This is a genomic window from Mesorhizobium sp. P2_F5 (assembly GCF_056403715.1).
In genome coordinates, this window is the sequence record NZ_JBFUEY010000017.1 from 68,400 (window position 1) to 91,009 (window position 22,610).

At 61.9% G+C, this 22,610-nt stretch carries 20 protein-coding genes; 11 read left to right on the forward strand and 9 right to left on the reverse strand.

Features of this window, described 5'->3' with window-relative positions; genetic code table 11:
- Nucleotides 1-110 precede the first annotated feature (110 nt).
- From AC1DYO_RS21765 to AC1DYO_RS21775, 3 genes are all read right to left on the reverse strand, one after another.
- Entirely contained in the window at nucleotides 111-473 is a 363-nt protein-coding gene (locus AC1DYO_RS21765) for a hypothetical protein (RefSeq protein ID WP_477266566.1), read from the reverse strand.
- Nucleotides 474-525: 52 nt separating this feature from the next.
- Nucleotides 526-768: a hypothetical protein gene (locus AC1DYO_RS21770; protein WP_477266567.1), complete on the reverse strand. Its 243-nt coding sequence runs from the start codon at nucleotides 766-768 to the stop codon at nucleotides 526-528.
- Between the two features lie 133 nt (nucleotides 769-901).
- The gene (locus AC1DYO_RS21775; protein ID WP_477266568.1) at nucleotides 902-1,498 is read right to left on the reverse strand and encodes a recombinase family protein; all 597 of its coding nucleotides are present in this window, start codon (nucleotides 1,496-1,498) and stop codon (nucleotides 902-904) included.
- Between the two features lie 1,056 nt (nucleotides 1,499-2,554).
- On the opposite strand from AC1DYO_RS21775, the gene AC1DYO_RS21780 reads away from it, so the two are divergent.
- The 3 genes from AC1DYO_RS21780 to AC1DYO_RS21790 all read left to right on the forward strand — a co-directional run bounded on the left by AC1DYO_RS21780 (nucleotide 2,555) and on the right by AC1DYO_RS21790 (nucleotide 5,694).
- Entirely contained in the window at nucleotides 2,555-3,394 is an 840-nt protein-coding gene (locus tag AC1DYO_RS21780) for a hypothetical protein (RefSeq protein WP_477266569.1), read from the forward strand.
- Nucleotides 3,395-3,971: 577 nt separating this feature from the next.
- The gene (locus tag AC1DYO_RS21785; RefSeq protein WP_142869763.1) at nucleotides 3,972-4,265 is read left to right on the forward strand and encodes a GYD domain-containing protein; all 294 of its coding nucleotides are present in this window, start codon (nucleotides 3,972-3,974) and stop codon (nucleotides 4,263-4,265) included.
- A 673-nt stretch (nucleotides 4,266-4,938) separates the two neighbouring features.
- Entirely contained in the window at nucleotides 4,939-5,694 is a 756-nt protein-coding gene (locus AC1DYO_RS21790; RefSeq protein ID WP_477266570.1) for a LysR substrate-binding domain-containing protein, read from the forward strand.
- A 325-nt stretch (nucleotides 5,695-6,019) separates the two neighbouring features.
- Here the strand turns inward: AC1DYO_RS21790 and AC1DYO_RS21795 are convergent, their stop codons facing one another.
- Entirely contained in the window at nucleotides 6,020-6,628 is a 609-nt protein-coding gene (locus AC1DYO_RS21795; RefSeq protein ID WP_477266571.1) for a DUF6314 family protein, read from the reverse strand.
- 171 nt (nucleotides 6,629-6,799) lie between these two features.
- On the opposite strand from AC1DYO_RS21795, the gene AC1DYO_RS21800 reads away from it, so the two are divergent.
- Nucleotides 6,800-7,405 carry a hypothetical protein gene (locus AC1DYO_RS21800; RefSeq protein WP_477266572.1) on the forward strand — a complete coding sequence of 202 codons (606 nt, stop codon included), beginning with the start codon at nucleotides 6,800-6,802 and terminating at the stop codon, nucleotides 7,403-7,405.
- Between the two features lie 27 nt (nucleotides 7,406-7,432).
- Here AC1DYO_RS21800 and AC1DYO_RS21805 read toward each other — a convergent pair whose 3' ends face one another.
- Nucleotides 7,433-8,206, reverse strand: coding sequence for an SDR family NAD(P)-dependent oxidoreductase (locus AC1DYO_RS21805; RefSeq protein WP_477266573.1), 774 nt, complete (start codon nucleotides 8,204-8,206; stop codon nucleotides 7,433-7,435).
- A 229-nt stretch (nucleotides 8,207-8,435) separates the two neighbouring features.
- Here AC1DYO_RS21805 and AC1DYO_RS21810 point away from each other — a divergent pair, with 229 nt between their 5' ends.
- The 3 genes from AC1DYO_RS21810 to AC1DYO_RS21820 all read left to right on the forward strand — a co-directional run bounded on the left by AC1DYO_RS21810 (nucleotide 8,436) and on the right by AC1DYO_RS21820 (nucleotide 12,481).
- Entirely contained in the window at nucleotides 8,436-9,830 is a 1,395-nt protein-coding gene (locus AC1DYO_RS21810) for a multicopper oxidase family protein (RefSeq protein WP_477266574.1), read from the forward strand.
- A 152-nt stretch (nucleotides 9,831-9,982) separates the two neighbouring features.
- Nucleotides 9,983-11,296, forward strand: a complete 1,314-nt coding sequence (locus tag AC1DYO_RS21815) for an NAD(P)H-dependent oxidoreductase (RefSeq protein ID WP_477266575.1) — start codon at nucleotides 9,983-9,985, stop codon at nucleotides 11,294-11,296.
- Between the two features lie 339 nt (nucleotides 11,297-11,635).
- Nucleotides 11,636-12,481, forward strand: coding sequence for an MBL fold metallo-hydrolase (locus AC1DYO_RS21820; protein ID WP_477266576.1), 846 nt, complete (start codon nucleotides 11,636-11,638; stop codon nucleotides 12,479-12,481).
- 52 nt (nucleotides 12,482-12,533) lie between these two features.
- On the opposite strand, the gene proC is transcribed toward AC1DYO_RS21820, so the two are convergent.
- The 3 genes from proC to AC1DYO_RS21835 all read right to left on the reverse strand — a co-directional run bounded on the left by proC (nucleotide 12,534) and on the right by AC1DYO_RS21835 (nucleotide 15,723).
- A complete protein-coding gene (proC, locus tag AC1DYO_RS21825; protein ID WP_477266577.1) occupies nucleotides 12,534-13,349 on the reverse strand; it encodes a pyrroline-5-carboxylate reductase in 816 nt (271 codons plus the stop codon).
- Nucleotides 13,350-13,436: 87 nt separating this feature from the next.
- Nucleotides 13,437-14,756, reverse strand: coding sequence for an O-antigen ligase family protein (locus tag AC1DYO_RS21830; protein ID WP_477266578.1), 1,320 nt, complete (start codon nucleotides 14,754-14,756; stop codon nucleotides 13,437-13,439).
- Nucleotides 14,725-15,723, reverse strand: coding sequence for a glycosyltransferase family 2 protein (locus AC1DYO_RS21835; protein WP_477266579.1), 999 nt, complete (start codon nucleotides 15,721-15,723; stop codon nucleotides 14,725-14,727). Before AC1DYO_RS21835 ends, AC1DYO_RS21830 begins: the two co-directional genes overlap by 32 nt.
- A gap of 171 nt (nucleotides 15,724-15,894) precedes the next feature.
- On the opposite strand from AC1DYO_RS21835, the gene AC1DYO_RS21840 reads away from it, so the two are divergent.
- The 3 genes from AC1DYO_RS21840 to AC1DYO_RS21850 are packed head-to-tail and all read left to right on the forward strand — an operon-like array spanning nucleotide 15,895 to nucleotide 18,778.
- Nucleotides 15,895-17,067, forward strand: coding sequence for a glycosyltransferase family 4 protein (locus AC1DYO_RS21840; RefSeq protein ID WP_477266580.1), 1,173 nt, complete (start codon nucleotides 15,895-15,897; stop codon nucleotides 17,065-17,067).
- Nucleotides 17,064-17,858 (forward strand): WecB/TagA/CpsF family glycosyltransferase, encoded by a 795-nt coding sequence (locus tag AC1DYO_RS21845; protein WP_477266581.1) that lies wholly within the window; start codon nucleotides 17,064-17,066, stop codon nucleotides 17,856-17,858. The genes AC1DYO_RS21840 and AC1DYO_RS21845 overlap by 4 nt, the downstream gene beginning before the upstream one ends.
- Entirely contained in the window at nucleotides 17,855-18,778 is a 924-nt protein-coding gene (locus AC1DYO_RS21850) for a DUF6492 family protein (protein ID WP_477266582.1), read from the forward strand. The genes AC1DYO_RS21845 and AC1DYO_RS21850 overlap by 4 nt, the downstream gene beginning before the upstream one ends.
- Here the strand turns inward: AC1DYO_RS21850 and AC1DYO_RS21855 are convergent.
- Entirely contained in the window at nucleotides 18,775-20,070 is a 1,296-nt protein-coding gene (locus AC1DYO_RS21855; RefSeq protein ID WP_477266583.1) for a lipopolysaccharide biosynthesis protein, read from the reverse strand. The genes AC1DYO_RS21850 and AC1DYO_RS21855 overlap by 4 nt on opposite strands.
- A 200-nt stretch (nucleotides 20,071-20,270) precedes the next feature.
- Here AC1DYO_RS21855 and AC1DYO_RS21860 point away from each other — a divergent pair, with 200 nt between their 5' ends.
- Entirely contained in the window at nucleotides 20,271-22,577 is a 2,307-nt protein-coding gene (locus tag AC1DYO_RS21860) for a GumC family protein (protein ID WP_477266584.1), read from the forward strand.
- The last annotated feature ends 33 nt before the right edge of the window (nucleotides 22,578-22,610 follow it).

Consider the following 22,610-nt stretch of genomic DNA (forward strand, 5'->3'; position numbering starts at 1 on the left):
TAGGGGACGCGGCTGGCCATTTATCAAGTACAAGGGAATTGCGGGACCAGCCTGGGCTAGTCTAGTGCACGCCCTATGCCTCGCTCACGGAGGCCGCCCTGGTGCGCTGGTTACGGGCCGCCGTCCAGGATGAACTCGATTTGCGAGAGAAGCCCACGTCCGCGCGGCGTCAGGTAGAATATCTTCTTGCGACCGTTATCAGAGTTCCGCGCCGTCCCGACCAGTCCCAAGCCCGGTGTCCCTTCGCGGTAGCCGGGGCCTAGATACCGCATGTGCTGCGAGACGGTGGTGGCCGAGAACCCCAGACGACTTGCGAGGTCCTCCAGGGTCAGCGGGTCGTTAGGGTCTCGTGGGTCGAACCCCCAGATGGCAGCCCCGAGGAACGCCACCGAGATACCTATGGGCATATCCTTGGCCTCGGCCATCATGCGGCGATTGGCTTCGAGATATCTACGGACAGTCTTACTCGACATCACTGACTCACGCTCTGCTTCGGGGCCGGCTCAGGGGTAGCTTGGCGGCCCGCTACGGGCGAGGCGGATGGGCACCGGCACTGGGGCCGTAACAGGAACTGACCTCATCGCGAACCGAGATGACGTGCGACAGCCAGCCCGCGAGGTCCCGCCCAGCCCTTCGGTCTGCCAGAAAGGCGCTCACCTCGAAATGCTCAAGGTGGTCCAGGGCGAAGGTGATGGAGAAGTCGGGGTCGGCGAATGCAGCGGCTGATGCGGGGAGGGGCGACAGGCGGGCCGGCGTCAGGTTTGTCATGCGCAGTCTCCGGTTTGAGTTGCGCCGCCCATTATGGCCATATCGAGTCGCCGATCAACAAGTATAAACTGTGCAGACTCGTAGTGTTGTCACTCGCACAATAATCGAGTGTCTGGGCCACGGTCCTGTGTCTTTAGGCCGCCTTCAGGATGCGGAAGACGCTCGCCCTCCCGATGCCCAGCTCCTGGGCGATGGCGTCAGCGGTCTTGCCCTCGGCCTTCAGCCTGATGACCTCGGCGGCCTTGCGCTTGGCTGTGGGAGCCCGCCCCTTGTACTTCCCCTCGGCCTTGGCCTTAGCGATCCCCTCAAGCTGCCGCTCCAACATCAGCTCCCGCTCGAACTCCGCAATGGAGCCCAGTAGGTTCACCATGAGCTTCCCTGTTGGGGTTCCGGTGTCCAGGTTCATCGCGAGGATGCGGAGGGCCACACCCTTTGCCCGGAGCTTGGCGGTGATCCCCACGAGGTCCGCCACGGAGCGGGCCAGCCGGTCAAGCTTGGTGATGATGAGAGTGTCGCCTTCTCGCACATAGTCTAGAGCCCGCTCAAGTTCCGGCCGCTTGGTTGCCACGGAGGACAGCTCCTCGCGGAACACCTTTGAGCACCCCGCCCCGGTGAGGTCTCTGAGCTGGGCCTCCAGTCCTGCCTTCTGGTCGGTGGTGGAGGTGCGGGCGTAGCCAACGAGATGCCCATTCGGTGTGGCGGTTGTGGTGACGTGCTCCGGCGCTTGCATGGCGGCTCCCCTGCGGATCATTAGGCTCTAAGAGGGTGTGATCCATTAGTATCAAAAAGTCAATCGGTATTTATGTGAGACTCGAATTCGCCCTTTCTGGCCGACTCACTGGGGCAAGCCCTATTGATACCGCAGGGTTCTGTCGGAGCGCAGGCCACGCTTCTCGCGGTCAGACTGCCAGGTAGACCCAAGGCATTTGAGGCGGAGGCCATCGGGGACCACATCGTTGCTTACCCATGCCCCTAGGAGGGGGGAGGGCCGTCTGCTGCCACGTAAACTAAAGCCTTCGCGTGATCGACCCTGAGAGTGTTCCGGGCTGCCCGGTGCAAACGCTCACGGGCGCGACCAGCTAAGAACGTCCATAAGTAGACGGCTCCCTCGACAGGCAACCTCCATACCGCCCGCGCTTCCTTTGCCACGTCTTGCCCACACAACTCCTTTCATACTTGCAAAGAAAAATATCTGTGATAAATTCTTTGCCCTATTAGCCTATAGAAGGTAACCTAAACAATCGCCACCGTGATCTTCAGAACGGCGCTCTGATAACGGTGCTGCGAATATGACGTTTACTCAGGCGCCTGACTTGAGACTCCCAAGGAGGTCAAGAAAATGTCTTTGCGAATCCTGGCGTCATTTACTATTGCAGCGACTTTCTTTACCTGCCTTGCTTCAGCTCAGGAGAGTCTTCCTTCAGATCGCACCGCTTCTTCATCTGTTCCACTTATATCTTCGCCTTCGTCCATTCCCTACAAGAGGGTGGCTGATAGTTGCGAATGGAACGGCAACGAGCACTCCGTGGGGGCTTGTGGTCAATCCGTAACCGACACCTGTGGTGTAGTACACGATTGTGGTGCCTATACCCCATGGCGCCGCCCAGTCTGCGACGAAAACGGCCATTGCATTTGTGCTCAAAAAACCGGCGCAGACGCGTGCTAGCCGAAACCGCCTATCCATTGCCGGTCATTTCGGAGTCAATCTATGCGCAGACTCTGCCTGGTTGTAGCCGCCTTTTTTTGTTGCCAAGTTTGTTCGTCGGCAGTGGCGAGAGATTGGTTCATGGATGCCGAGAACAATTGTTCCGGCGACCAGGCGGCAATAGCAGCATTCAGCGCTTTGTTGCCGAGCAGTGTTAAGCTTAAGAACGGCAGCAGTTCCTTGTATGCCGTGTTTGGCGTTACTATGGTGGATTCGATTCTCGGCAATTCGGGCGAGATGATCGTTGATCGACTGGTCCTCAATAAGCCCCAGGCACATGACTACAAGACAGCCATGGGAGGCATTACAGCAAATTACGATGTGCCGTACGTAATTGAGGTGCAGGGAGCAATTTTTACCGGACTTCTTCCACCTGTAGTAGGCGGGCCTGCGGGTCTTATATTTTCATATTTGGTGAATACTGTAAATGCGAGCGTTGCAGGTCTTAAATCTGTAACGTTATTTATAGTCGAGGGTGGCTCCCTTGAGCGCCGATGGAAGATTCTCAGGAATGCGAACAAGGAGACTTATGCTGCATCCATTTTAGAGTACTTTGTTCCTGTCGGATCTGAGAAGCGTCGATTTGTAACACAGGGGTGCATATATCCCGTTGATGTATTTGTATCTCAGTTTGAAACTACGTTCACGTCAGCCAACAAAATAGTCAAGCCCCATGGGGCGGCTGGAGAATGGGGTGTTTGGGATGTCGATGACAAGAAATGGGATTCTACGATACTAAAGTTTACTGAGCAACAAGGAGAATTTTATTATTTTGCGGAGGACGCAATCGAAGACGGGATGGTTAAAGGGCAACATATTCATAGAATCAGCTTTGAAGGCGGCTTGTGGCAATTCAAGAATTTCTTTGACGGAACAGGCGCATCGTTCAAATCGCTGGCACCAAATATGAAATCGAGCTAGCCAGACCAACCTCACGGCCTCCACCAAGGGCCTCTTCGCCCTGTCCCGCGTAACCGTGCTGGCTAAGATCATTCGGCTTGCAGCTGTTATGGTCCGCTGCTATGGAATCCAAAGTGCCCGCCCTGAAAAGCTCTATGTTTTCAACGCTGGGTGTGAGGTTAGAGGGACTTCAATCCTCTCTCGCAGCACCAGCCTATCTCCTTGAAATCATTGAAGCCCTTGATTTGCAAGGCATTGCGTCCATTGTCTTGTTACAAAATTCGTAACAAATGGTTGCAAGCGTCATGGGCGGAGCCAATCGGTATTTCTTATTCCGCGACGGCCGCTACCACGCTCGGCCGGTCATTCCGAAGGACCTTCACCCTGCCATGGCAGGAAAGACGTAACTTCGAACGCCCTCGGAGCTGACCGCCGCGCCGCGCTGAAGAAACTTCGGGGGGGGCAGTCGTGACCATCCAACGGCGATCATGGCCTTCCTTGCCCCAAGTGGTTCGCGCACCTGACTCGTGTTATCGTAGTTCCGGGAGACGGCGGACGCGCCGTGAGTGCCCGCCCGCTCCCACCATGGGAGGAACAAATGGCTTATTACGTATTGCTGTCAAATTTCACAGATCAAGGCATCAAGAGCATAAAGGATACTCAGAAACGTGCTGAGGCCTTCAAGGCGATGGCCAGCAAGAACGGCATCAAGGTTCACACCCTGTTGTGGACGCTTGGTCAACATGATGTTGTGGCGATTGCCGAAGCCGACGACGACATTGCTGCGACCGCACTAGCCTTATCGATCGCATCGCTGGGCAACATCAGAACTCAGACATTGAGAGCGTTCGACGCGGCGGATATGGCCAAGATAATGGCAAAGATGGCCTGACCGCCGCTGTGCTGCCTTGCGCAGACGATTGAAGCCGACCGCTGAGCCGAACGGCGGCAGGCCTATCTGTTTTCCATGAAGCGAAACCCCGGCAGAGCCGGGGTTTCTTGAGGGACGTTCAGCGAGCTATTCTGGTCCAGGTCGCAATCGTGGCCAGCTGCATAGCGGCTATCAGAACTGCAGCTTGCACGCAGTGCAGCCGGACAGCGCGTAGTCTTCCAAGGCCGACGGTTTCGATTGCCGGCTGCAGTCGGACCTGCGAGGATTGGGAAGTACAGCCTTTGCGCTGGAGGGCGTTATGCCAACTGTTCGGGTGGAGCGGCGGCTCGCCGCGATCATGGCCACCGACATCGGGGCCTATCACTCCTGATCGAGCGGATGAGGCCCGCACGCTTGCCGCGATCAGAGCCCTTCGCTCGCAGGTTGCCGACGTCCTGAAGCTCCGCGCCGAGGGATTGCTCATTGGCGGGTGGCTCCATCCTCTCTTCCCACTCCGGAAGCCGATAGCGCATACGGGCTTCGCGCGGTTGAAAGGTCACGATGCGAAGCACTTCTGCCAAGATATCCACGAAGTCCCACATGGCTTGTCTCCTTGCTGGAGACACTAAGCCGCCGCTGGTCACTCTCTTCAAACGAGTTTAGCATCCAGTTGGAATAACGCTGGGTTATGCGGATGAAGCGCGGACGCCTGCCACTGACCGCATTGCGAAGCTTTGAGGCTGCGGGCCGCTTGCTGAGCTTCAGCCGTGCCGCCGAAGAACTGTTCGTGTCGCAGGTCGCGATCAGTCGGCAGGTCCGCGAACTGGAAGCCTTCATCGGCCAGCCACTGTTCGAGCGCCTGCACCGGCGGGTCGAATTGACCGAAGCGGGCCGGTTTCTCCTGGACCAATTGACCGCCAGCTTCGACGACATCGACCTGCGGCTTTCGCAAATCCTCGCCGAACCAGCCCAGGCCATGCTTCGGATCAGCGCCGAACCGACATTTTCCAGCTGGCTGGTCCCGCGCCTCAATCGGTTTCGACAGCAGCATCCTAACGTCGACGTCTCGCTCGAGGCGGACGTGCGGCTGGTGGAGTTTCGCGCTCACGAGGCAGAGGTGGCCATCCGCTGGGGGAGGACCGCGCGATCATGGCCGCGGACGCAGGCGCAGCACCTCTTTGACGGGCGGGAAACACCTGTCCTTGCACCCACCCTGCTGGCGTCCGGCCCGCCTCTTCGCTCACCAGCAGACTTGCTCCACTACACTTTGCTGCACTGCTATGACCGGACGTACTGGGCAAGGTGGTTCCAGACGGTCGGCCTTCCGGACTTCGCTTCGCAGAAGGGTCCCATCTATCATTCCGGGGAGCAGGCCCTTCAGGCCGCGAAGCACGGCCACGGCGTTGCTCTCGCCGACCTTGTAATAGATGGCGAGGACCTTCGGCTTTGAACGCTTGTGCGCCCGTTCGAGATCGACATGCCCGACGGCGCGTATTGGCTTGTTGCACCCGATCTCCAAAGGCTCAGCCGACCCGCAAGTGCGTTTGCGGAGTGGATTGTGCAGGAGTTAGCGCTCGGAAGAATGCCTGCGTAGACGCGCTCGTAGGCATGGACATGCTCCGACGAGCATACCTGACCGAGAGCAGTGGCGCGAGCGGCAGGAAAATATCAATAGAAACAGATAGTTGGCGTGTTTTTGGCCGAGTTCAATCCTCGCTCGCAGCACCAGCCGAATCCCTCAAGAATCGCTACACCTTAGATGGCAACATTCCGCCTCAAGTCAGATCATTGCCATCTAGGCGACGAAACCGGCTGAGGCTCGCGTAGTTCTTGCGCGGCCCTTTGACCCGCCACGCCTCGGCCCATTCGTCCGGGCCGCGAAACAAGAAGCGCCCGAAATAGATATCGGCGCCGCAATGATGCTGGACGTTCTGTGTTGCCTTCGGCTCGAGCTCGATGAATTCGCTGCCGTCGGCACGAAGAATCCGGATCGAATGGTCGCGCCGCTCGAGCTTGTAGGCTCTGCTTGCCGGCATCGCATGAGCACCGATTTGCATGACGCCGCGCTCGGTGAATGCATTAGCTGTGACAACAGCGTTGCCGGCGAAATTGTATGTCGCACCGGCAAGGAAATCGATCATCGTGCGGCGGACCGTCCAGGCGCCGGCAAGGCTGTCGGCAATGCTCTGCCACGGCCTGGCGCCGGCTGCACCTTCGGTCAAATAGATGCGATCCACATTATACCCGTAACAATACAGCGCTTCGCTTCGTGTCATGGATAACAATAAAGGCCCGGACAGCGTCGCGCAAAGCCATTCGACCGTGACGTCTATCAGGGTCATAGGACTGGCGGTTGGCTTCGTTTCATAACGGCCGTCAGGCAACAGCTCCAGCCTTGCACCGCGCCCTGCGGGACGTGCCGCATCCGGTGTTCGACGATCGCAAAAGTCATTCCCGGCCGCCGTGACTTCGCTCGAGCCCGCGTGCGGCCGAAAAGTTCTTGGTCTGGAGTGAACAAACTCACAGTCTGGAAGCAACATTTCTGTGTAGCACTCGTGATCGGCAACACAGCATTGCCGGTGCGCTCGTATTTATTGATGTCTTGCGCAATGATCTTAACAGGCCAGGAGGGTGAAATGGCTAAGAATTGGGAGTTGAGAATTACGCGCACCGGCGAGCAGACAAGAAGCCCGAAGCGCAGAACAGTGGGCAAATACGAAGTCTTTCACGACGGCGTCAAAGTCGCCGGTCTTTCCGGAGTGACTGCAGAAACGAAGGGGCCGGGCGACAACAAGACTGCCGGCAACAATCGCTGTGTCGAGGCAGGCACCTATAATCTGTTCACGCAAGCCGGTGCCAAATATGTGACGATCGGCTACACCTCGAACGTCAACCCGGCCGCGCTCAAGCGCCCCGGCCTGCTGTTGTTGCCGACCGGCAAACGGGTCGGGATACTGATGCATCCGGGCCGCGGCTTCCTGTCGTCGATCGGCTGCATCAATCCGGCGACGAAGCTTGCAACCGCCACCGACGACATCAACTTTGTCGACAGCCGCAAGCGCGTCATTGCCATCATCGACGACATGAAGGCGTTTCTTGGCGCTTCCTTTCCGGGCAGCAACGGCGTCAAGATCCCGAACGCGACGATTGTGATCAAGTAGAGCAGTTCCAGACACGGCGCCGGCAGCTTACGCCACCGACCAGCCACCATCGACCAGGATGTTGGCGCCGGTGATCAGCGAGGCCGCCGGCGACGCCAGGAACACCACGGTTCCCGCGACGTCGATCGGGTCGCCGATGCGGCCGAGCGGGATGTGGCCCAGCACATGCGCGTGGAAATCCGGCTCGGCCAGCGAGGGCCGCGTGCCGTCGGTCCAGATGAAGGTCGGCGCCACGCTGTTGACGGCTATTCTGTGCTGCGCCCATTCCGCCGCCAGGCAACGGGTCAGATGGTTGATCGCCGCCTTGCTCATGCAGTAGATCGCTTCGCCCTTCAGCGTCACCGTGCCGGCCTGCGAGCTGATGTTGATGATGCGCCCGCCTTCCTGCGCAATCATCAGCTTTGCCACCGCCTGGGTGGTGAAGAACGTACCCTTGAGGTTGACGTTCACCGTCAGGTCGAAATCTTCCTCGGTGACATTCTCGGCCAGATTTTCCGGCCCGAGCCCGACATTGTTGACCAGAACGTCGATGCGGCTGAAGGCGGCGTGCGCCTCGGCGACGGCCTTTCGCACCGTGGCGAGATCGGTCAGGTCCATCTCCACCGCCAGCGCCCGCCGGCCGATTCGCTCGATCTCGGAGACAAGCTCCGCCCCGTCGGCCTTGCTGCGAACGCCGACGATCATGTCGGCGCCGGAGCCGGCGCAGGCCAGCGCACAGGCGCGGCCGATACCACGCGAGGCGCCGGTAACCAGCACCACCTTGCCGGCCAGATCGAATTTCGGCGTGTAATCCGTTGTCATCGCAAACCTCCCGTGAATGCCCGTCAGGCCGGAACTGTCGTACCCGGCATCCCATGCTGAACACTACCCGCTCGCAAGCCGAAAGCCAGCCGGCGCCTTAGACGGCAGCCGGCCCGGCGTTCACGTCATAGCCGCAAGCAAATGTCATCGGCTCGCCATGGCATCATCAAGATGGGATGTGGCAGTATCGGCTTTTGCGCCGGCAATGTTCTTTCCGTTGGAGCCTGCAATGACCCTACTCACCCGCCGCAGGCTTTTGAAAACGGCCGCGGTTGCTGGTGTGAGCGGCATCGGGCTTGGAGCCATGGGCCGGCTCGGCGGCTGGGCCGCTGCCACGCCCGAACCGGTGGTGCTCAAGACTGCAAAGATCCAAGCCAAGTTCATGGATGTCGGTCAGACCAGGGACGTGCTGACCTATGGTATATCCGGAATGCCGCCGGTGCTGCGGATGAAAAAGGGCGAGCCCTTCGCCGCGCGCCTCGTCAACGGCATCGACGATCCGACGACGATCCACTGGCACGGCATCCGCGTCCCAAACAAGATGGACGGCGTCCCCTTCCTGGTCCAGCCCTATGTCTATACCGGCGATCACTTCGACTACGCCTTCACGCCGCCCGATGCCGGCACCTTCTGGTATCACCCGCATTGCAACACGCTGGAGCAGATGGGCCATGGCCTGACCGGCGTTATCGTCGTCGAAGATCCCGCAGATCCGAAATTCGATGCCGAAGCGGTCCTCAATCTGCGCGACTGGCGGCTTGGCGACGACGCCCAGTTCATCCAGCAATTCCGCCCGCGCGATGCCGCGAAAACCGGCACCTACGGCACTGTGCGCACCGCCAACTGGCTCGATCAGCCGCAATTTGACGCGCCGGCCGGCGGGCTGGTGCGGCTGCGGGTCGCCATCACCGACGTGACACGCATCTTCGCCTTTCGCGTCGAGGGCGCGGAAGCTGCGGTCATCGCGCTCGACGGCAATCCGGTGCAGCAGCGTTTTTCGCCCGATGCCTTGCTGCTTGGGCCGGGACAGCGCATGGAGCTCGCCATCCGCATGCCGGATGAGGAGGGTGCGATCGTCAGCCTGGGCGATGTCAGGGGCACCAAGCCCAAAACCCTGGCTACCTTGCGGGCGACAGGAAGCTCGCTCAAGCGCGATCTGCGCGACCTTGCGCCGCTGGAGATCAATCCGGTGGCGGAGGTGGATCTCGGCAGCGCGAAACACATTGCCCTGTCGCTCAGCGCCACGGCGGAAAACGTCCCGAGCGATGGCATATGCGGCTCGCTCGGCTACTCCTTCTGGGCCATCAACAAGGTGCCGTGGCCAGGCGACACGCCGGACCCGACCGCACCTTTGGCCGAACTGAAGCTTGGCAAGAGCTATGTCATCGACATGGAGAATCTGACGCCGCAGTCACATCCGATCCATCTGCACGGCATGAGCTTCAAGGTGCTGTCGTCATCGACCCGCCAGGTGCAGCCGCTGGTTTCCGACACCTATCTCATCCAGCCCAATGAGAAGGTTCAGCTCGGCTTCGTCGCCGACAATCAAGGCGACTGGCTGCTGCACTGCCACATCATCGAACACCAGAAAACCGGCATGACGAGCTACGTCAGGGTGGTTTGAAGCCGCATTCGGCCAGTCGGCTCCGGAATGGGGTAGCCGATCAGCCGGGCTTATTGTCGGAGAAATTGCCGCTGTCCGCCGGTTTCGTTGGCAAAGCAGGGCGGTTCCCTGCTATTCCCGCCTGCAAATCAAGAAGCCGTGGACACGCTTGCATGACCAATGTCGCCCTGACCGGACTGGCCCGCGATCTTGCGAGGCGCGCCGCCGAAGGCCGCCCGGTGCGCATCGGCGTCATCGGTTCCGGCGAAATGGGCACCGACCTCGTCACGCAAGGCATGTTGATGCCAGGTATCTCGGTCTGCGCCATCTCGACGCGCCGTCCGCACACCGCGCGTGACGCCATACGAATCGCCTATGGCGACGAGGCGATGGCGGTCGAGGCGGAAACTGCGTCGAAAGTCACCGCGGCGATCGAGGCCGGAAAAATCGCCATCACTTCCAACGAGATGCTGGTCACCAATCCGCTGATCGACGTCGTCATCGACGCCACCGGGAAACCCGGCGTCGCCGCCGATTTCGATCTCAAGGCGATGGAGCATGGCAAGCATCTGGTGATGATGAATGTCGAGGCCGACGTCACCATCGGCTGCTATCTCAAGCAGCAGGCCGACCGGCTCGGCGTCGTCTATTCGGTCGGCGCCGGCGACGAGCCGTCGAGCTGCATGGAGTTGATCGAGTTTGCCTCGGCGCTCGGCTACACCATCGTCTCGGCCGGCAAGGGCAAGAACAACCCGCTCAACCACGATGCCGTGCCGGACGACTATCGCGAGGAAGCGATCCGCCGCAACATGAACCCGCGCATGCTGGTCGAGTTCGTCGACGGCTCGAAAACCATGGTCGAGATGTGCGCCATCGCCAATGCCACCGGCCTCGTGCCGGATGTGCCAGGCATGCACGGCCCGAAGGTCGACCGCGACGAGCTGGCAAAAGTGCTCATTCCACGCGCCGATGGCGGCATCCTGTCGAAGAAGGGCGTCGTCGACTACACCATCGGCAAGGGCGTGGCGCCCGGCGTCTTCGTCATCGTCGAGGCGACGCATCCGCGCATCGTCGAGCGCATGGACGATCTGCATATCGGCCACGGCCCCTATTACAGCTTCTTCAGGCCCTATCATTTGACCTCGCTGGAAGTGCCGCTGACGGCGGCGCGCATCATGCTCTACGGCCGGCCCGACATGGTGCCGCTGCCGAAGCCGGTCGCCGAGGTGTGCGCGGTCGCCAAGCGCGATCTCGCCGCCGGCGAGACATTCGATGCCATAGGCGAGACCTGCTACCGCTCCTGGACCATGACCGTCGAAGGGGCGCGCGCCCACCGCGCCGTGCCGGTCGGCTTGCTCGAGGGCGGCAAGGTGCTGAAACCGGTCAGGAAGGGCGAACTGCTGACCACGGACAATGCCACGCCCGATCCAACGACGAGGCTGTTCGCTTTGCGCAAGTTGCAGGACGAGATGCTGTACGGGGGCTAGGCCTTTGGTTGTCTGGAAAGCGGCAACCCATCGTTTCGTCATCCTATGGTCTTCGCGACGGAGCTCCGCTCCTTGCTCCGCCCTTGGATGACGACGTTGGGGGCTGTCACTAAGCTCTCAACCTGCTCCCCAACTCCACCGACCGCAGCCACGCCACTTCGTCGACCATGATTGTATGATTCATTCAGACAGTCTGTCTTTTTGATCCGGGTTTTTCAAACGATGAGGAGATGCCAATCTCCGAACGATCAGTTGAACCCATTGAGGATCGAAATCTTGCAAACCGTTTGGACAAGACGCGACACACTGAAAACCCTTGTGGCCGCGGGCACGGTTGCCATGCTGCAGCCTCTGGCCTTTGCCGCCAAGGCTGCGGCCAAGCTGAAATGGACCTACTTTCAGGCCGACGAGAACGGTTTCCGCCGCACGCCGGTGCTGCTGACCGGGGAGAAGGAAGCCATCCTCCTCGACGGCGGATTTACGCTGTCCGATGGCCGTGCGGTCGCGGATGCGATCAAGGCGACCGGCAAGACCCTGACGACGATCTATGTCAGTTGCAGCGACCCTGACTACTATTTTGGCCTACGTCCCATAGCGGATGCATTCCCCGGCGCCAAGATCATCGCTGCCGGCGCAACGGTGACTGCCATCAAGGCCAATGTGCAAGGCAAGCTCGATGTCTGGGGCCTGCAGCTCAAGGACAATGGACCGAAGGTTCTGGCCGATGTCGTCATTCCCGAGGCTTCCGATACCACTTCGCTTGAAATCGAAGGCAACAAGATCGAGATCATCACTGTCGCCGATCTGAAAGACCGGCGCTATCTCTGGGTGCCCAGCCTTGAAGCCGTGTTCGGCGGCGTGCTGATCTCGTCGGGCGTGCATGTCTGGGTTGCCGACGAGCCAACCACTGACGACCGCAAAAAATGGATTGCGGCCCTCGATGAAATCACGGCGCGCAAACCTAAAATCGTGGTGCCGTCCCATCAGGTAGCCGGCGCACCGGACGGTCTGGCGGCCGTGGAATTCACCCGCGCCTATCTCCAGGCTTTCAATGAAGAAGCCGGGAAGTCGAAATCCAGCGTGGAACTGATCGCGGCGATGAAGCGTCGCTATCCCGATCTTCTTGACGTCTCGTCGCTGGAACTAGGAGCAAAGGTCGCCAAGGGTGAAATGAAGTGGGGCTGATGCGGCCTGGCTCGGGGGCAGGGCTGCATGCAGCCCTGACGCCCCACGGGTCCTATTTCCCGAGTTCGATCGAGCGCAGCCGCGCTGCCTCCACCGCCTCGGTCAGCAGCTTCGTCAGCCGCTCGCCGCCCATAAGCACGCCAAGTGCTGCGGCGGTCGTGCCGTTGGGGCTGGTGACCTGCTGGCGCAACACGCCGGGTTCCTCGCCGCTTTCAGCCGCGAGCGCGGCGGCGCCATAGACGGTCTGCATGGCGAGCAGCCTGGCGGTCTCGGACGGCAGCCCGGCCTTTTCGGCGGCAACCGTCAGCGCCTCGATGAAGTGGAAGATGTAGGCCGGACCGGATCCCGAAACCGCCGTCACCGCATCCATCAGGCCTTCGTTGTCGATCGTCGTCACCACACCGCTCGCCGACAGCAGTTCGGCAACGAAACGCCTGACATCGTCGGTAACCAGCGGGTTGGAGTACACCACCATCATGCCCTTGCCGATCGCCGCCGGCGTGTTCGGCATGCAGCGGATGATCGGCGCGAGATGGCCGAGGATTTGCTCGAAGGTGGCGACCGGCGTGCCGGCGGCGATGCTGACAAAGGTGGTCCTGCCGTCGCCGAAGCGCTTGTAGGCGGCGGTGACGTCACGGATGACCTGCGGCTTGACGGCGATGACGACGAGATCGGGCTCGGCGTCGGTCGGGATGCCGCTCGCGTCGGCGGCTACAAAGCAACCAAGGTGCTCGGCGCGCTTGCGCAGGTCGGCATTGGGCTCGACCACGAACACGGCTTGCGGCGCAAGCTTGCCGGATTTCAGCCAGCCCGCCAGCATGGCGTAACCCATATTGCCGCAGCCGGCGAGAACAAGCCTGATCGTCATTGAAGGCCCTCCGAGACAGGCTTCTCCTTAGACGCTCGCGGCGGAGCGGGGAAGTCCCTCAGCGGCGGCCAGATCAGGCCAGCCCGATCAAGATCGCCGGCGCACCGCGATCGGCCGCAGCGACACTTGCCGCAGGCCGAGCACGCCGAGCACGAAGAACAGCCAGACCGGGTCACCGCGGTGGAAGAAGAAGCTTTCGAGGAAAGCGTTGAGTGCCGTAAACAGCACCACCATCATGAAGAAGTCGCCGAGATAGATGTTCTCTTTGCGCGGCGGGATGCGCATGTAGTCGCGCAGCGGCGCGATCAGGAAGGTGTAGACCGCAACACACAGCGCCGGGATGCCCATCAGCACCGCAATGTCGAGATAGCCGTCATGGCCATGCACGATGGTCCTGATGTCCCAGGGTCGGTCGAAAGGCTGGTCCTGGCTGAGCAGTAGCGGCGTGCCCCAGAAACTTTCATAGCCGTAGCCGGTCCAGGGCTTCTTCGCCAGCATCTCGCCCGAGAACTCCCACAGCGTGGTGCGACCGGTATAGGTGAGGTCGGGGAAATAGGTCGCCGCCAGTTCCTTGACCGGCGGGATGAAGACGATGCCCAGCGTGCCGACCGCCGTGGCAATGATCGCCAGCGCAAACAGGATCGGCGTGCCGAACCGCATGCCGATCAGGCCTGGCAGCACCACGATCAGGATCGAGAACGGCACCAGGCCTGCCGTCGTCTTGGAACCGGTGTGCAGCATGAAGACCATCGCCGCGCAGAAGATCGCCACGCCCCAGAATCGCTGCCCGCGCCGAAAGAGATAGAGGCCGGCGAAGCTGAAGCAGGCCATGACCGGCCCGGCGATGTTCTTGTGGGCGAAGACGCCACGCCACAGGCCCGCATGTTCAGGCTCCTGCGAATCGGCCGTGTGCAAGGCTTCGTACGGAAACACGATGAGGCCGATATAGGACAGGCCAATGACGGCGATCGCGCAGAAGATGATGACTTTCGAGAAACTGTCGGCGTCGCGCGGCAGCACCAGGATCGTCGCTATGGTCAAAATGCCGAGCAGCGTGAAGAAGGCCGCGCGCATCGCTGAGGACGGGTCGGTCGCGTTGATGACCGAAAGCATGAAAAAGCCGAGCATCAGGATCCAGGACGGGCTGAGCAGCGAGCGCACCACCTTGGGGTCGGCGAACGTCAGCAGTGAGAAGATCGAAATCGCGCCGAGCGAACTGAAACCGAGCTGGTTGACGATGTCGCCGCCGTCGCCGGTCAGTTCAGCGCCTGCCGGCTGAAACGGCCGGAACGACACGATGATGACGGCAAACAACAGCGCGGCGATCGCCGTCGCCACGCCGTCGCGGGTGACGATGCTGCCCAGCAACAACTCGTCAGTTCTTCTCAGGCTGCCTGTATTGCTCATTGGCGTATCCGAATTCGGCAAGCACGCGGCCGAGCGCGACATAGACGGGGTAGAGCGCCGTCGACAGCGATCCTGTCCGCGCCAATTTGAGTGCGCCGCGCAATGGCGAGGCGGCAAGCAGTGCCAGGCTTTTGGCAAAAACCTTGATCCCGGCCAACGGTGTGCCGGCGCGCTTCTTCTTCTCGACCAGTGTCGAGATCACACCATTGCGCAGGCTGCGGGCACGGATCCAGTCGGCTTCGACGCGCCTGACTGGAACACCTTCGCGCACCTTGGCCTCGGCGCACCAGCCAAGCACAAAACCTTTCTGCGCCGACCGGCTGAGGAAATCGGAATCGCCGCCGCCCATGAAGTTGAATCGCAGGTCGAGGAAGGGCGGCCCCATCGCGGTCAGCACATTGCGCCCGACCAGGAGGTTGCCCGACGAATAGAGTGCGGCCACGCGCCCAGTCTCGCGATAGGGCGGCGCAAACACCGGGTGCTCGGCCCATTTGGCGTGAGCCGGATCCGCAAACACCGGCACTTGCGGCCCACCGACAATGTCGGCGCCAAGCGTCTCCGCCGCCTTGCACATCCGCTCCAGCCAGTCGGCATCGGCGATCTCGTCATCGTCGATGACCAGCAGATGGCGAAAGTCAGGAAAATGCAGGATCGCCGTCTGCCAGCCGGCATTGTAGGCGCTGCAATTGCCGCGCTCATGCGCGACGATGACCATGCCCTGGATATCGCCGCGCTCGAACAGCGGCACTGCCGCCTTGGCGCCTTCACGCGCCTCGGCCTCGTTCTCGATGACGATGACGGCGAAACGCCTGGCGGTCTTTTGCGCCTTCAGCGACGCCAGCGTTTCCAGGAGCAGTTGCGGTCGCTTGAAGGTCGGCAGCGTGATGACGGCTTCGATGGTCTCGGCGGCGAGCCCCGGAGAGCGTCCCGCGATCGATACCGAACCATCCGATGACAAAGGGATCATCCGCTCCAGCCGCATGTATTAAATCTGGCTTCCGATAGCACCGCGATGATAACGTTTCGTTAATCACCTTTCGCAGCGGGCCTGCTGATCGGTGCCTTTCATCCGTTGCGTTGCGTGACTTAATCAAGGGTTCACCCAGCTTTGCTAGTGGCTGACGCCTGGATAGGTGAGATGCATCTGCTGTTCGCCACATCGATCGTGCCCGACGGCGCACTCGCTTCGGGCTATGAGATCGCCAACGCTGCGATCATCGCCGCCTTGCGGCGCGCCGGCGTGCGCGTCACCGTCATCGGCTTCATCTGGCCGGGCAAGGCGCCAAGCGACGCCGAAAACACCATCGTGCTCGGCGCCGTCGACGTGCGCACGGAAAGCGCCTCGGCGACGCGGAAGCTCGCCTGGCTCGGCAAGGCGGTGCTGTCAGGGCTCACCTTCGCTTCCGTGAAGTTGCGCGCGGTTTCCGACAGCGAAGTCGGCGCCGCGATCGAGCGTGCCGGTCCTTTCGACGGTTATGTCTTGAATTCCGTGCAGTTTGCCGGCGCCTTCGAAAAACTGTTCGCCGACCGTCCCTCGATCTTTGTCGCCCACAATGTCGAACATGCTTCGGCAAGGGAGAACGCGTCCGCGGCAAGCAGTCGCTTCCAGCGCCTGCTGTTCGCCCGCGAGGCCAGGCTGCTCAAGACCGTGGAGGAGCGGCTCTGCCGCCAGGCCCGCTTTGTCTTCACGTTAGCCGAGGAAGATCGCGCGGCACTCGGCGTTGCCTCCGACGACCGCTCGGCGGTGCTGCCGCTGGTGACCACTGCCACGGCGGCCAAGCCGGTAAAGCCGCGCCGCATCGATTACGACGCGGCGTTGATCGGCACCTGGACCTGGCAGCCGAACCGCATCGGCCTCGACTGGTTCCTGGAAAAAGTCGTGCCGCATCTTCGTCGGAATTTTCGCATCAGGATCGCCGGCAACATGCCGTCCGATATCACCTCTGCGCATCCCGGTGTCGAATTCGTCGGCCGCGTGCCCGACGCGCAGGCTTTCGTGCGCGGTGCCGCTGTCATTCCGCTGATCAGCACCGCCGGCAGCGGCGTTCAGCTCAAGACTATCGAAACCTTCGAACTCGGCCTGCCGTCGGTCGCCACCAGCCGCTCGCTGCGCGGCATCGACCATCGCCCGACCAATTGCGTGGTGTTGGACGATCCGGCTGCCTTCGCCGGCGCGCTGGAAGCGGCGGCGGCCGATGTCAGGGATGTCGACGGCAGCGCCTTCCATCGCCGGCAGATCAAGGAACTGGACGACGCCATCAGGCTCGGTCTGGAAAGGCTCGGGCCGGTCGGGCAGGAGGTGTTTGCATGAACATGCACACCGCCCGCGCCGCCCTAGGGCTCGATACGCTGAAGACGATCCTCGGCATTTCGGTCCTCGCCATCCGCTGGGATGACGCGATCGCGCTGCTGGCCCGGCTGATTACCGAGCGGCGCTTCACCAAGGTCAGTTTTCTCAACGCTCACAATGCCAACATCGCCTATACCGATCCGGTCTTTGCCGAAGCGCTCGACGATTTCCTCATCCTGCCCGACGGCGTCGGCGTCGATCTGGCGGCAAAGCTGCTCTACGGCGCGCCATTCCCGGACAATCTCAACGGCACCGATTTCATTCCGGCCTTTCTGCAGGCATCGGCAAGGCCGCTGACCGTCGGGCTGCTTGGCGCCACCCGCGCCAACGCCGAGGCGGCGTCGGTCAAGCTGGCTGCCCTGGCCGTGCAGCACAAATTCGTCGTCATCCATGACGGCTATTTCTCGCCCGCGGAAGAGCAGGCAATCGTCGACCGCATCGAGGCATTGCGGCCCGACGTGCTGCTTGTCGCCATGGGCGTGCCGCGCCAGGAATTGTGGATCGCCCGCCATATCGATGCCCGCCATTGCACGCTGCCGGTCGCCGTCGGTGCGCTGCTCGATTTCCTCTCCGGCTCGGTGCCGCGGGCGCCCCTGTGGATGCGCCAGTTGAGGCTCGAATGGCTGTTTCGCCTGTGCATCGAGCCGGGCCGGCTGTGGCGCCGCTACGTCGTCGGCAACCCCGTGTTCCTGTGGCGTGTCGTCAAGCAGAAATTCTCGCATCGGCCCAAGCCTGCCGGAGAGCTGCGGTGAACAGCCGCTTCGTGCCTGATACCACCGTCGACACGGGTGTCCTGCCGCAGACGCCGACAGCGGCGGTGGTGACCGCCAGCTATGCGCCGGATTTCGAGCGCTGCCGTCTGCTTTGCGAGACCCTCGACCGCCATGTCTCCGGCGTGGCGCATCACTACATTCTGGTTGAGCATCGCGACGTGGCGCTGTTTCGCCAATTGGAAAACAGCCGCCGCACTGTCGTCGACGAGCGTGACCTGCTACCGCGCTGGCTGCGCGTGTTCGACGATCCGATGAGCCTGTTTCGCCGCCGCATCTGGCTAAGCTTCAAGACCCAGCCGTTGCGCGGCTGGCATGTGCAGCAGCTGCGCCGCATCGCCATCGCCGCGCATGCGGGGGAAGACGTGCTGGTCTTCTGCGATTCCGACGTCGCCTTCCTCAAGCCTTTCGATCTCAGCGCCTTCTGGAGCGACGGCAAGGTGCGGCTGTTCCGGCGCGACTGCGTGCTGTCGAGTGACGGCCACGATGAGCATCGCATCTGGTCGCGCAATGCGGCCTCGGCGCTTGGCATCGATCCGTTGGAAATTTCGACCCACGACTACATTTCGACGCTGATCGCCTGGCGTCGGCAGACCGTGATAGCGATGTGCGCCGAGATCGAGAAGGTCCATGGCCGGGGCTGGGTCGAGGTCATCGGTTCGGCACGAAGATTCTCCGAATGCATGATCTACGGCCGCTATGTCGACGAGGTGCTGCAAGGCGCCGGCCATTTCCACTGCTCGGAAGAATTCTGCCGCGTGCACTGGACCGGTGAGGCGCTGTCGGATGACGAATTTCGCAGCTTCGTCGCCGCCATGGCGCCGGGGCAGGTGGCGATCGGCATGCAATCCTTCATCGGCACCGATATCGGCCGCATCCGACGTCTGATCGGGGTGGACTAGATAGCCTTGGCGGGTCTGCGCAGCGCCGAGTAGGTCAGCAGCGCCGAGGCGAGATAGAGCAGCAGGAACACGACATTGAGCGACAGCACCAGCGTGGGCGTGTCGGCAATCGTGGTCAGCACATAGGTCAACAGCACCGCCTTCAGCCCGGCCAGCAGGCCGAGATTGAGAGCGCGGATCGCTGTCTGGCCGCGCGCGAACAGCAGCTCGGCTTGATATTCGACCAGGTTGCGCAGTCCCGGAACGCCGATTGCCAACGCCACCAGCGGTGCTGCCTCGGCGACATTGCGGCCAAGCGCATTGGGGAAGAAATGCAGCACGATGCCGAGTGCGGCCAGCGCCAGTGTCGACACCAGGAACACGCCGGCTTCGATGCCGCTTTTGACCCGCAGTCGCGACAACAATTCCGGCGCCCGCATCATTCGCTGCACCAGCATCATCGAGAAGGTGCGGATCGGGATTGCCGTCAGATCGACCAGCCGCATGATGATGGCATAGATGCCGGCCAGATGCGGCCCGCCGATCGCCAGCACGAGCAGCTTGTCGAATTCCGACTGCAGGTAGAACAGCACTTCGGCGCCGGCGACATAGATCGAATCGGCAAGCCGTCTGAGGTAGAGCTCGGTGCGCAGCCTGAGCCGCTGGCGTGGATAGTAGAAGCCGAAGGCGAGCAGCAGTGAGGCGGCGTTGGCGCCGATATAGAACAACGACCACACCCAGACGCTGTGTTGCCCCGACAGCATGAACAGCACCGCGCCGAGCGCGCGGAACGCCGTGGTCACGATAGATAGCATGGCGGCGCGGCCGAACTTGCCAAGCCCGTTGTTGACGATCAGTACCACTTCGACCGGCCGCCACAAAAGGGCTTCGGCAAAGACGATTGCGGCAAAGACGGCCAGCGGCACGGTGCTGGCGAAGAAGATCAGGTAGAGGCCCCAGGAGGCCGCCGCCAGCAGCGGCAGCGACACGGCGCCAAGCAGCAGGAAGCCGGCGGTGAAGGTGCCGATCAGATTGGGGCGGATGGTGGCTGTGCGGTAGAGCGCCGAGATGAAGCCGAAGGCCAGGATCCGCGACAGCATGACGCCAGCCGCCGAGGCGGTGGCGAACATGCCGAACTCGGCGATCGACAGCGTGTTGGCGAGTGCGATGAAATAGGCGAGCGAGAACACCAGCCGCCCGCCGGCGCCACTGATGGCCGAGAGATAGTCGCGGACCAGCCCCCGTCGTTCGGCCACGAAGGTACCGATCCGGGCGAATGTCCGCCTTTGCGGTGTGTCGCTGGCCTGCATCATGTCGAGGAATGCCATAGGCCGGAAAGTTTAACGCGCGGTTCTGACCACCCCTTTTTACGCTCTCGACAATGTGCTGCAGAAGCGAGAAACTTCGGCTTCGGGCCAAAGAAATTAACCTTTTGTTTCCCATGCCTGTTTAGCGTGGCTTAACGATTGGCCGACCGCCGCTCCCAAGCCGCCAAGGGTAAAGTTTCGAGACAATGGTCGACAGGGAAAACCGTGAAGACTGGAGGCGCGAGCGCTCCCTCCTGGCGCTCGGCAAAGCTGTGCGCGGCGACGAAGCGCCGGATGCGTCGCCGGTCTCCATCGGCGACCGGGCCGATCCGTCATGGCGCGAGGACGCCGCAACGCGTCACCGGATCGCCCGCTCGCAACGCGAGGCGCAGTCGAACCCGCCACGCGAAGCGGCGCCCGAGTCGCCGCGGTTCCAGGCCACCGACACATGGTCAGAGGCAGGCACGACTGAGGAGCCTGTTCAGCGTCAGGAGCCTGCCCGTGGTTTCAATGGCTCTCGCTCCGCCTATGATGCCCGCTATGCCGGCGACCCGCAGCGGCGGGACCGCGACGATGATGACGGGCAGGAATGGACGCCGCTGATCGATCCGGTCCAGGTTATCAGAGGCATCACGCGATCCAAGCTGCTCATCGTCTCGACGACAATATTGGGAACGATGCTGGGCGTCGCAATTGCCGTGTCGACGCCGAAGAAATACGAGGCCACCACACAATTGGTTATCGAGCCGGGCGACCTGAAGCTTTCGGATACCGATCTCACCCAACCCGTCGGGCAGCCCGACGCGGCGCTGGCCGTTGTCGAGACCCGCATCAAGATGGTGACGTCCGGGAAGGTACTCGACAGGGTCGTCACTGATCTCAACCTCGCCGACAATCCCGAATTCAACGGGCAGGGGTCCGGTGGCCTCGGCGTCATGTCGCTGATCCGCTCGATACTGTCACGCCAGGATGGACCAGGCGGCGCCGATGACACCCGTCGCCAGGCGCTGGCCGTCAGCAATCTGGCCAAGAGCCTGTCGGTCGAGCGCAGCGGCAAGACTTTTGTCGTTTCCATCAGCGCCACCACTCAAAATGGAGAGTTGTCGAAGCAGATCGCCAATATGACGAGCGATGTCTTCCAGCAGGAAGCGGCCCAGTATCAGTCCGTAATGGCCGGACGCGCGACGGACCAGCTGACGGACAAGCTCAGTGCTCTGCAACAGGATGTCGAGGCGGCCGAGCGCAAGGTTGAGGATTTCAGGGCCACGCATGACCTCGTCGACGCGCAGGGCCATCTGATCAGCGACGACCAGATGCTGAAGCTCAACGAGCAGCTCTCCATCGCCCGTGCCCGCACGCTGGAACTGAACGCCCGGGCGGCGTCGGCGCGTTCGCTGGACGTCAATTCGGTTATCAACGGCACTTTGCCGGAAGAGATCAACTCCAACACGATGAGCGAACTGCGCGCGCAATATGCGGCGTTGAAGCAGGAAGCCGACCGCGCCGCCGTGCGGCTTGGGCCGCGTCATCCCGAATACCAGGCGCTCAGCGCCCAGCTGGACGGCTCGCGCGAGCGCATATCAGGCGAATTGCGCCGCATCGCCTCGTCGCTGCAGGTCGACTTGAAGCGCGCGGTCCAGCTCGAGCAGGATCTCGCTTCTCGCATGGCTCAGGCAAAGGTCCAGAGCGGCGACGTCAACAGCGACCTGGTCACCTTGCGCGAATATGAGCGTGACGCCACCGCCAAGCGCTCCGTCTACGAACAATATCTTCTGCGCGCCAAGCAGACCGGCGAACAGATCAAAATCAACACCACCAACATCAACGTGCTGACCGAAGCGCAACCGCCACTTGAACCGAACGGGCCGTCGCGGGCTGCGATCGCGCTGGCCGGCCTGCTGCTCGGCCTTGCCGCCGGCATCGGTCTCGGTGCGATGCGTGGCGCCATTGCAAGCCTGCGCGACGCCGCCAATTCGCGTTCGCGTGGCCGGATGGAGGAACCCCGGCCATCGATCGAGGACAGGGCCTATCGGGCAGCGCCACCGATAACACCTGCAACGCCTCCTGTGCCTCCGGTGACGGTTGCTCCGACCCGGAAGCCAGGTCTGTTCCACGGCATGCTGTCAGTGGTGCGCAATGCCATGCCAGGCGGCGAGACGTCGCAAGAAAAACCCACAAGCATGGGCCGCACCCAACCAGCGGCGCCCGCTATCGCTGAGCGCAGAGTGCCGGTGCAGGAGCCCGTGGGCTATCGTCAGCCGGACTCCCGGCAAGAGGGTCCGGACGCCTATCCCTATGGGCAGCTGCCTGGCTACGCGCAGCCCGCTGACTACGCCTACTCGCAGGCCCAGCCGATGCCGGCAGCGCCCGAGAGGTGGTCTCCTCCGCAGCCGGCCGAGGCGGTGCCGGACGACCAGCAGGCGCAAATCGACGATATCCGCGCCGGTCTGCGCGAATTTCGCGAGGCAGTCCGCGAGCTCACCGAAAACCGTTCGCGCCGCCGCTATTTCTGAGCCCGTCAGCACGGAATAAAAGCTGCCGGTTTC

Coding starts and splice junctions, on each gene's coding strand:
- AC1DYO_RS21765 (WP_477266566.1), bottom strand. CDS start 473: ATGTCGAGTAAGACTGTCCGTAGATATCTCGAAGCCAATCGCCGCATG.
- AC1DYO_RS21770 (WP_477266567.1), bottom strand. CDS start 768: ATGACAAACCTGACGCCGGCCCGCCTGTCGCCCCTCCCCGCATCAGCC.
- AC1DYO_RS21775 (WP_477266568.1), bottom strand. CDS start 1,498: ATGCAAGCGCCGGAGCACGTCACCACAACCGCCACACCGAATGGGCAT.
- AC1DYO_RS21780 (WP_477266569.1), top strand. CDS start 2,555: ATGGATGCCGAGAACAATTGTTCCGGCGACCAGGCGGCAATAGCAGCA.
- AC1DYO_RS21785 (WP_142869763.1), top strand. CDS start 3,972: ATGGCTTATTACGTATTGCTGTCAAATTTCACAGATCAAGGCATCAAG.
- AC1DYO_RS21790 (WP_477266570.1), top strand. CDS start 4,939: ATGAAGCGCGGACGCCTGCCACTGACCGCATTGCGAAGCTTTGAGGCT.
- AC1DYO_RS21805 (WP_477266573.1), bottom strand. CDS start 8,206: ATGACAACGGATTACACGCCGAAATTCGATCTGGCCGGCAAGGTGGTG.
- AC1DYO_RS21810 (WP_477266574.1), top strand. CDS start 8,436: ATGACCCTACTCACCCGCCGCAGGCTTTTGAAAACGGCCGCGGTTGCT.
- AC1DYO_RS21815 (WP_477266575.1), top strand. CDS start 9,983: ATGACCAATGTCGCCCTGACCGGACTGGCCCGCGATCTTGCGAGGCGC.
- AC1DYO_RS21820 (WP_477266576.1), top strand. CDS start 11,636: ATGCTGCAGCCTCTGGCCTTTGCCGCCAAGGCTGCGGCCAAGCTGAAA.
- proC (WP_477266577.1), bottom strand. CDS start 13,349: ATGACGATCAGGCTTGTTCTCGCCGGCTGCGGCAATATGGGTTACGCC.
- AC1DYO_RS21830 (WP_477266578.1), bottom strand. CDS start 14,756: ATGAGCAATACAGGCAGCCTGAGAAGAACTGACGAGTTGTTGCTGGGC.
- AC1DYO_RS21835 (WP_477266579.1), bottom strand. CDS start 15,723: ATGATCCCTTTGTCATCGGATGGTTCGGTATCGATCGCGGGACGCTCT.
- AC1DYO_RS21840 (WP_477266580.1), top strand. CDS start 15,895: ATGCATCTGCTGTTCGCCACATCGATCGTGCCCGACGGCGCACTCGCT.
- AC1DYO_RS21845 (WP_477266581.1), top strand. CDS start 17,064: ATGAACATGCACACCGCCCGCGCCGCCCTAGGGCTCGATACGCTGAAG.
- AC1DYO_RS21855 (WP_477266583.1), bottom strand. CDS start 20,070: ATGATGCAGGCCAGCGACACACCGCAAAGGCGGACATTCGCCCGGATC.
- AC1DYO_RS21860 (WP_477266584.1), top strand. CDS start 20,271: ATGGTCGACAGGGAAAACCGTGAAGACTGGAGGCGCGAGCGCTCCCTC.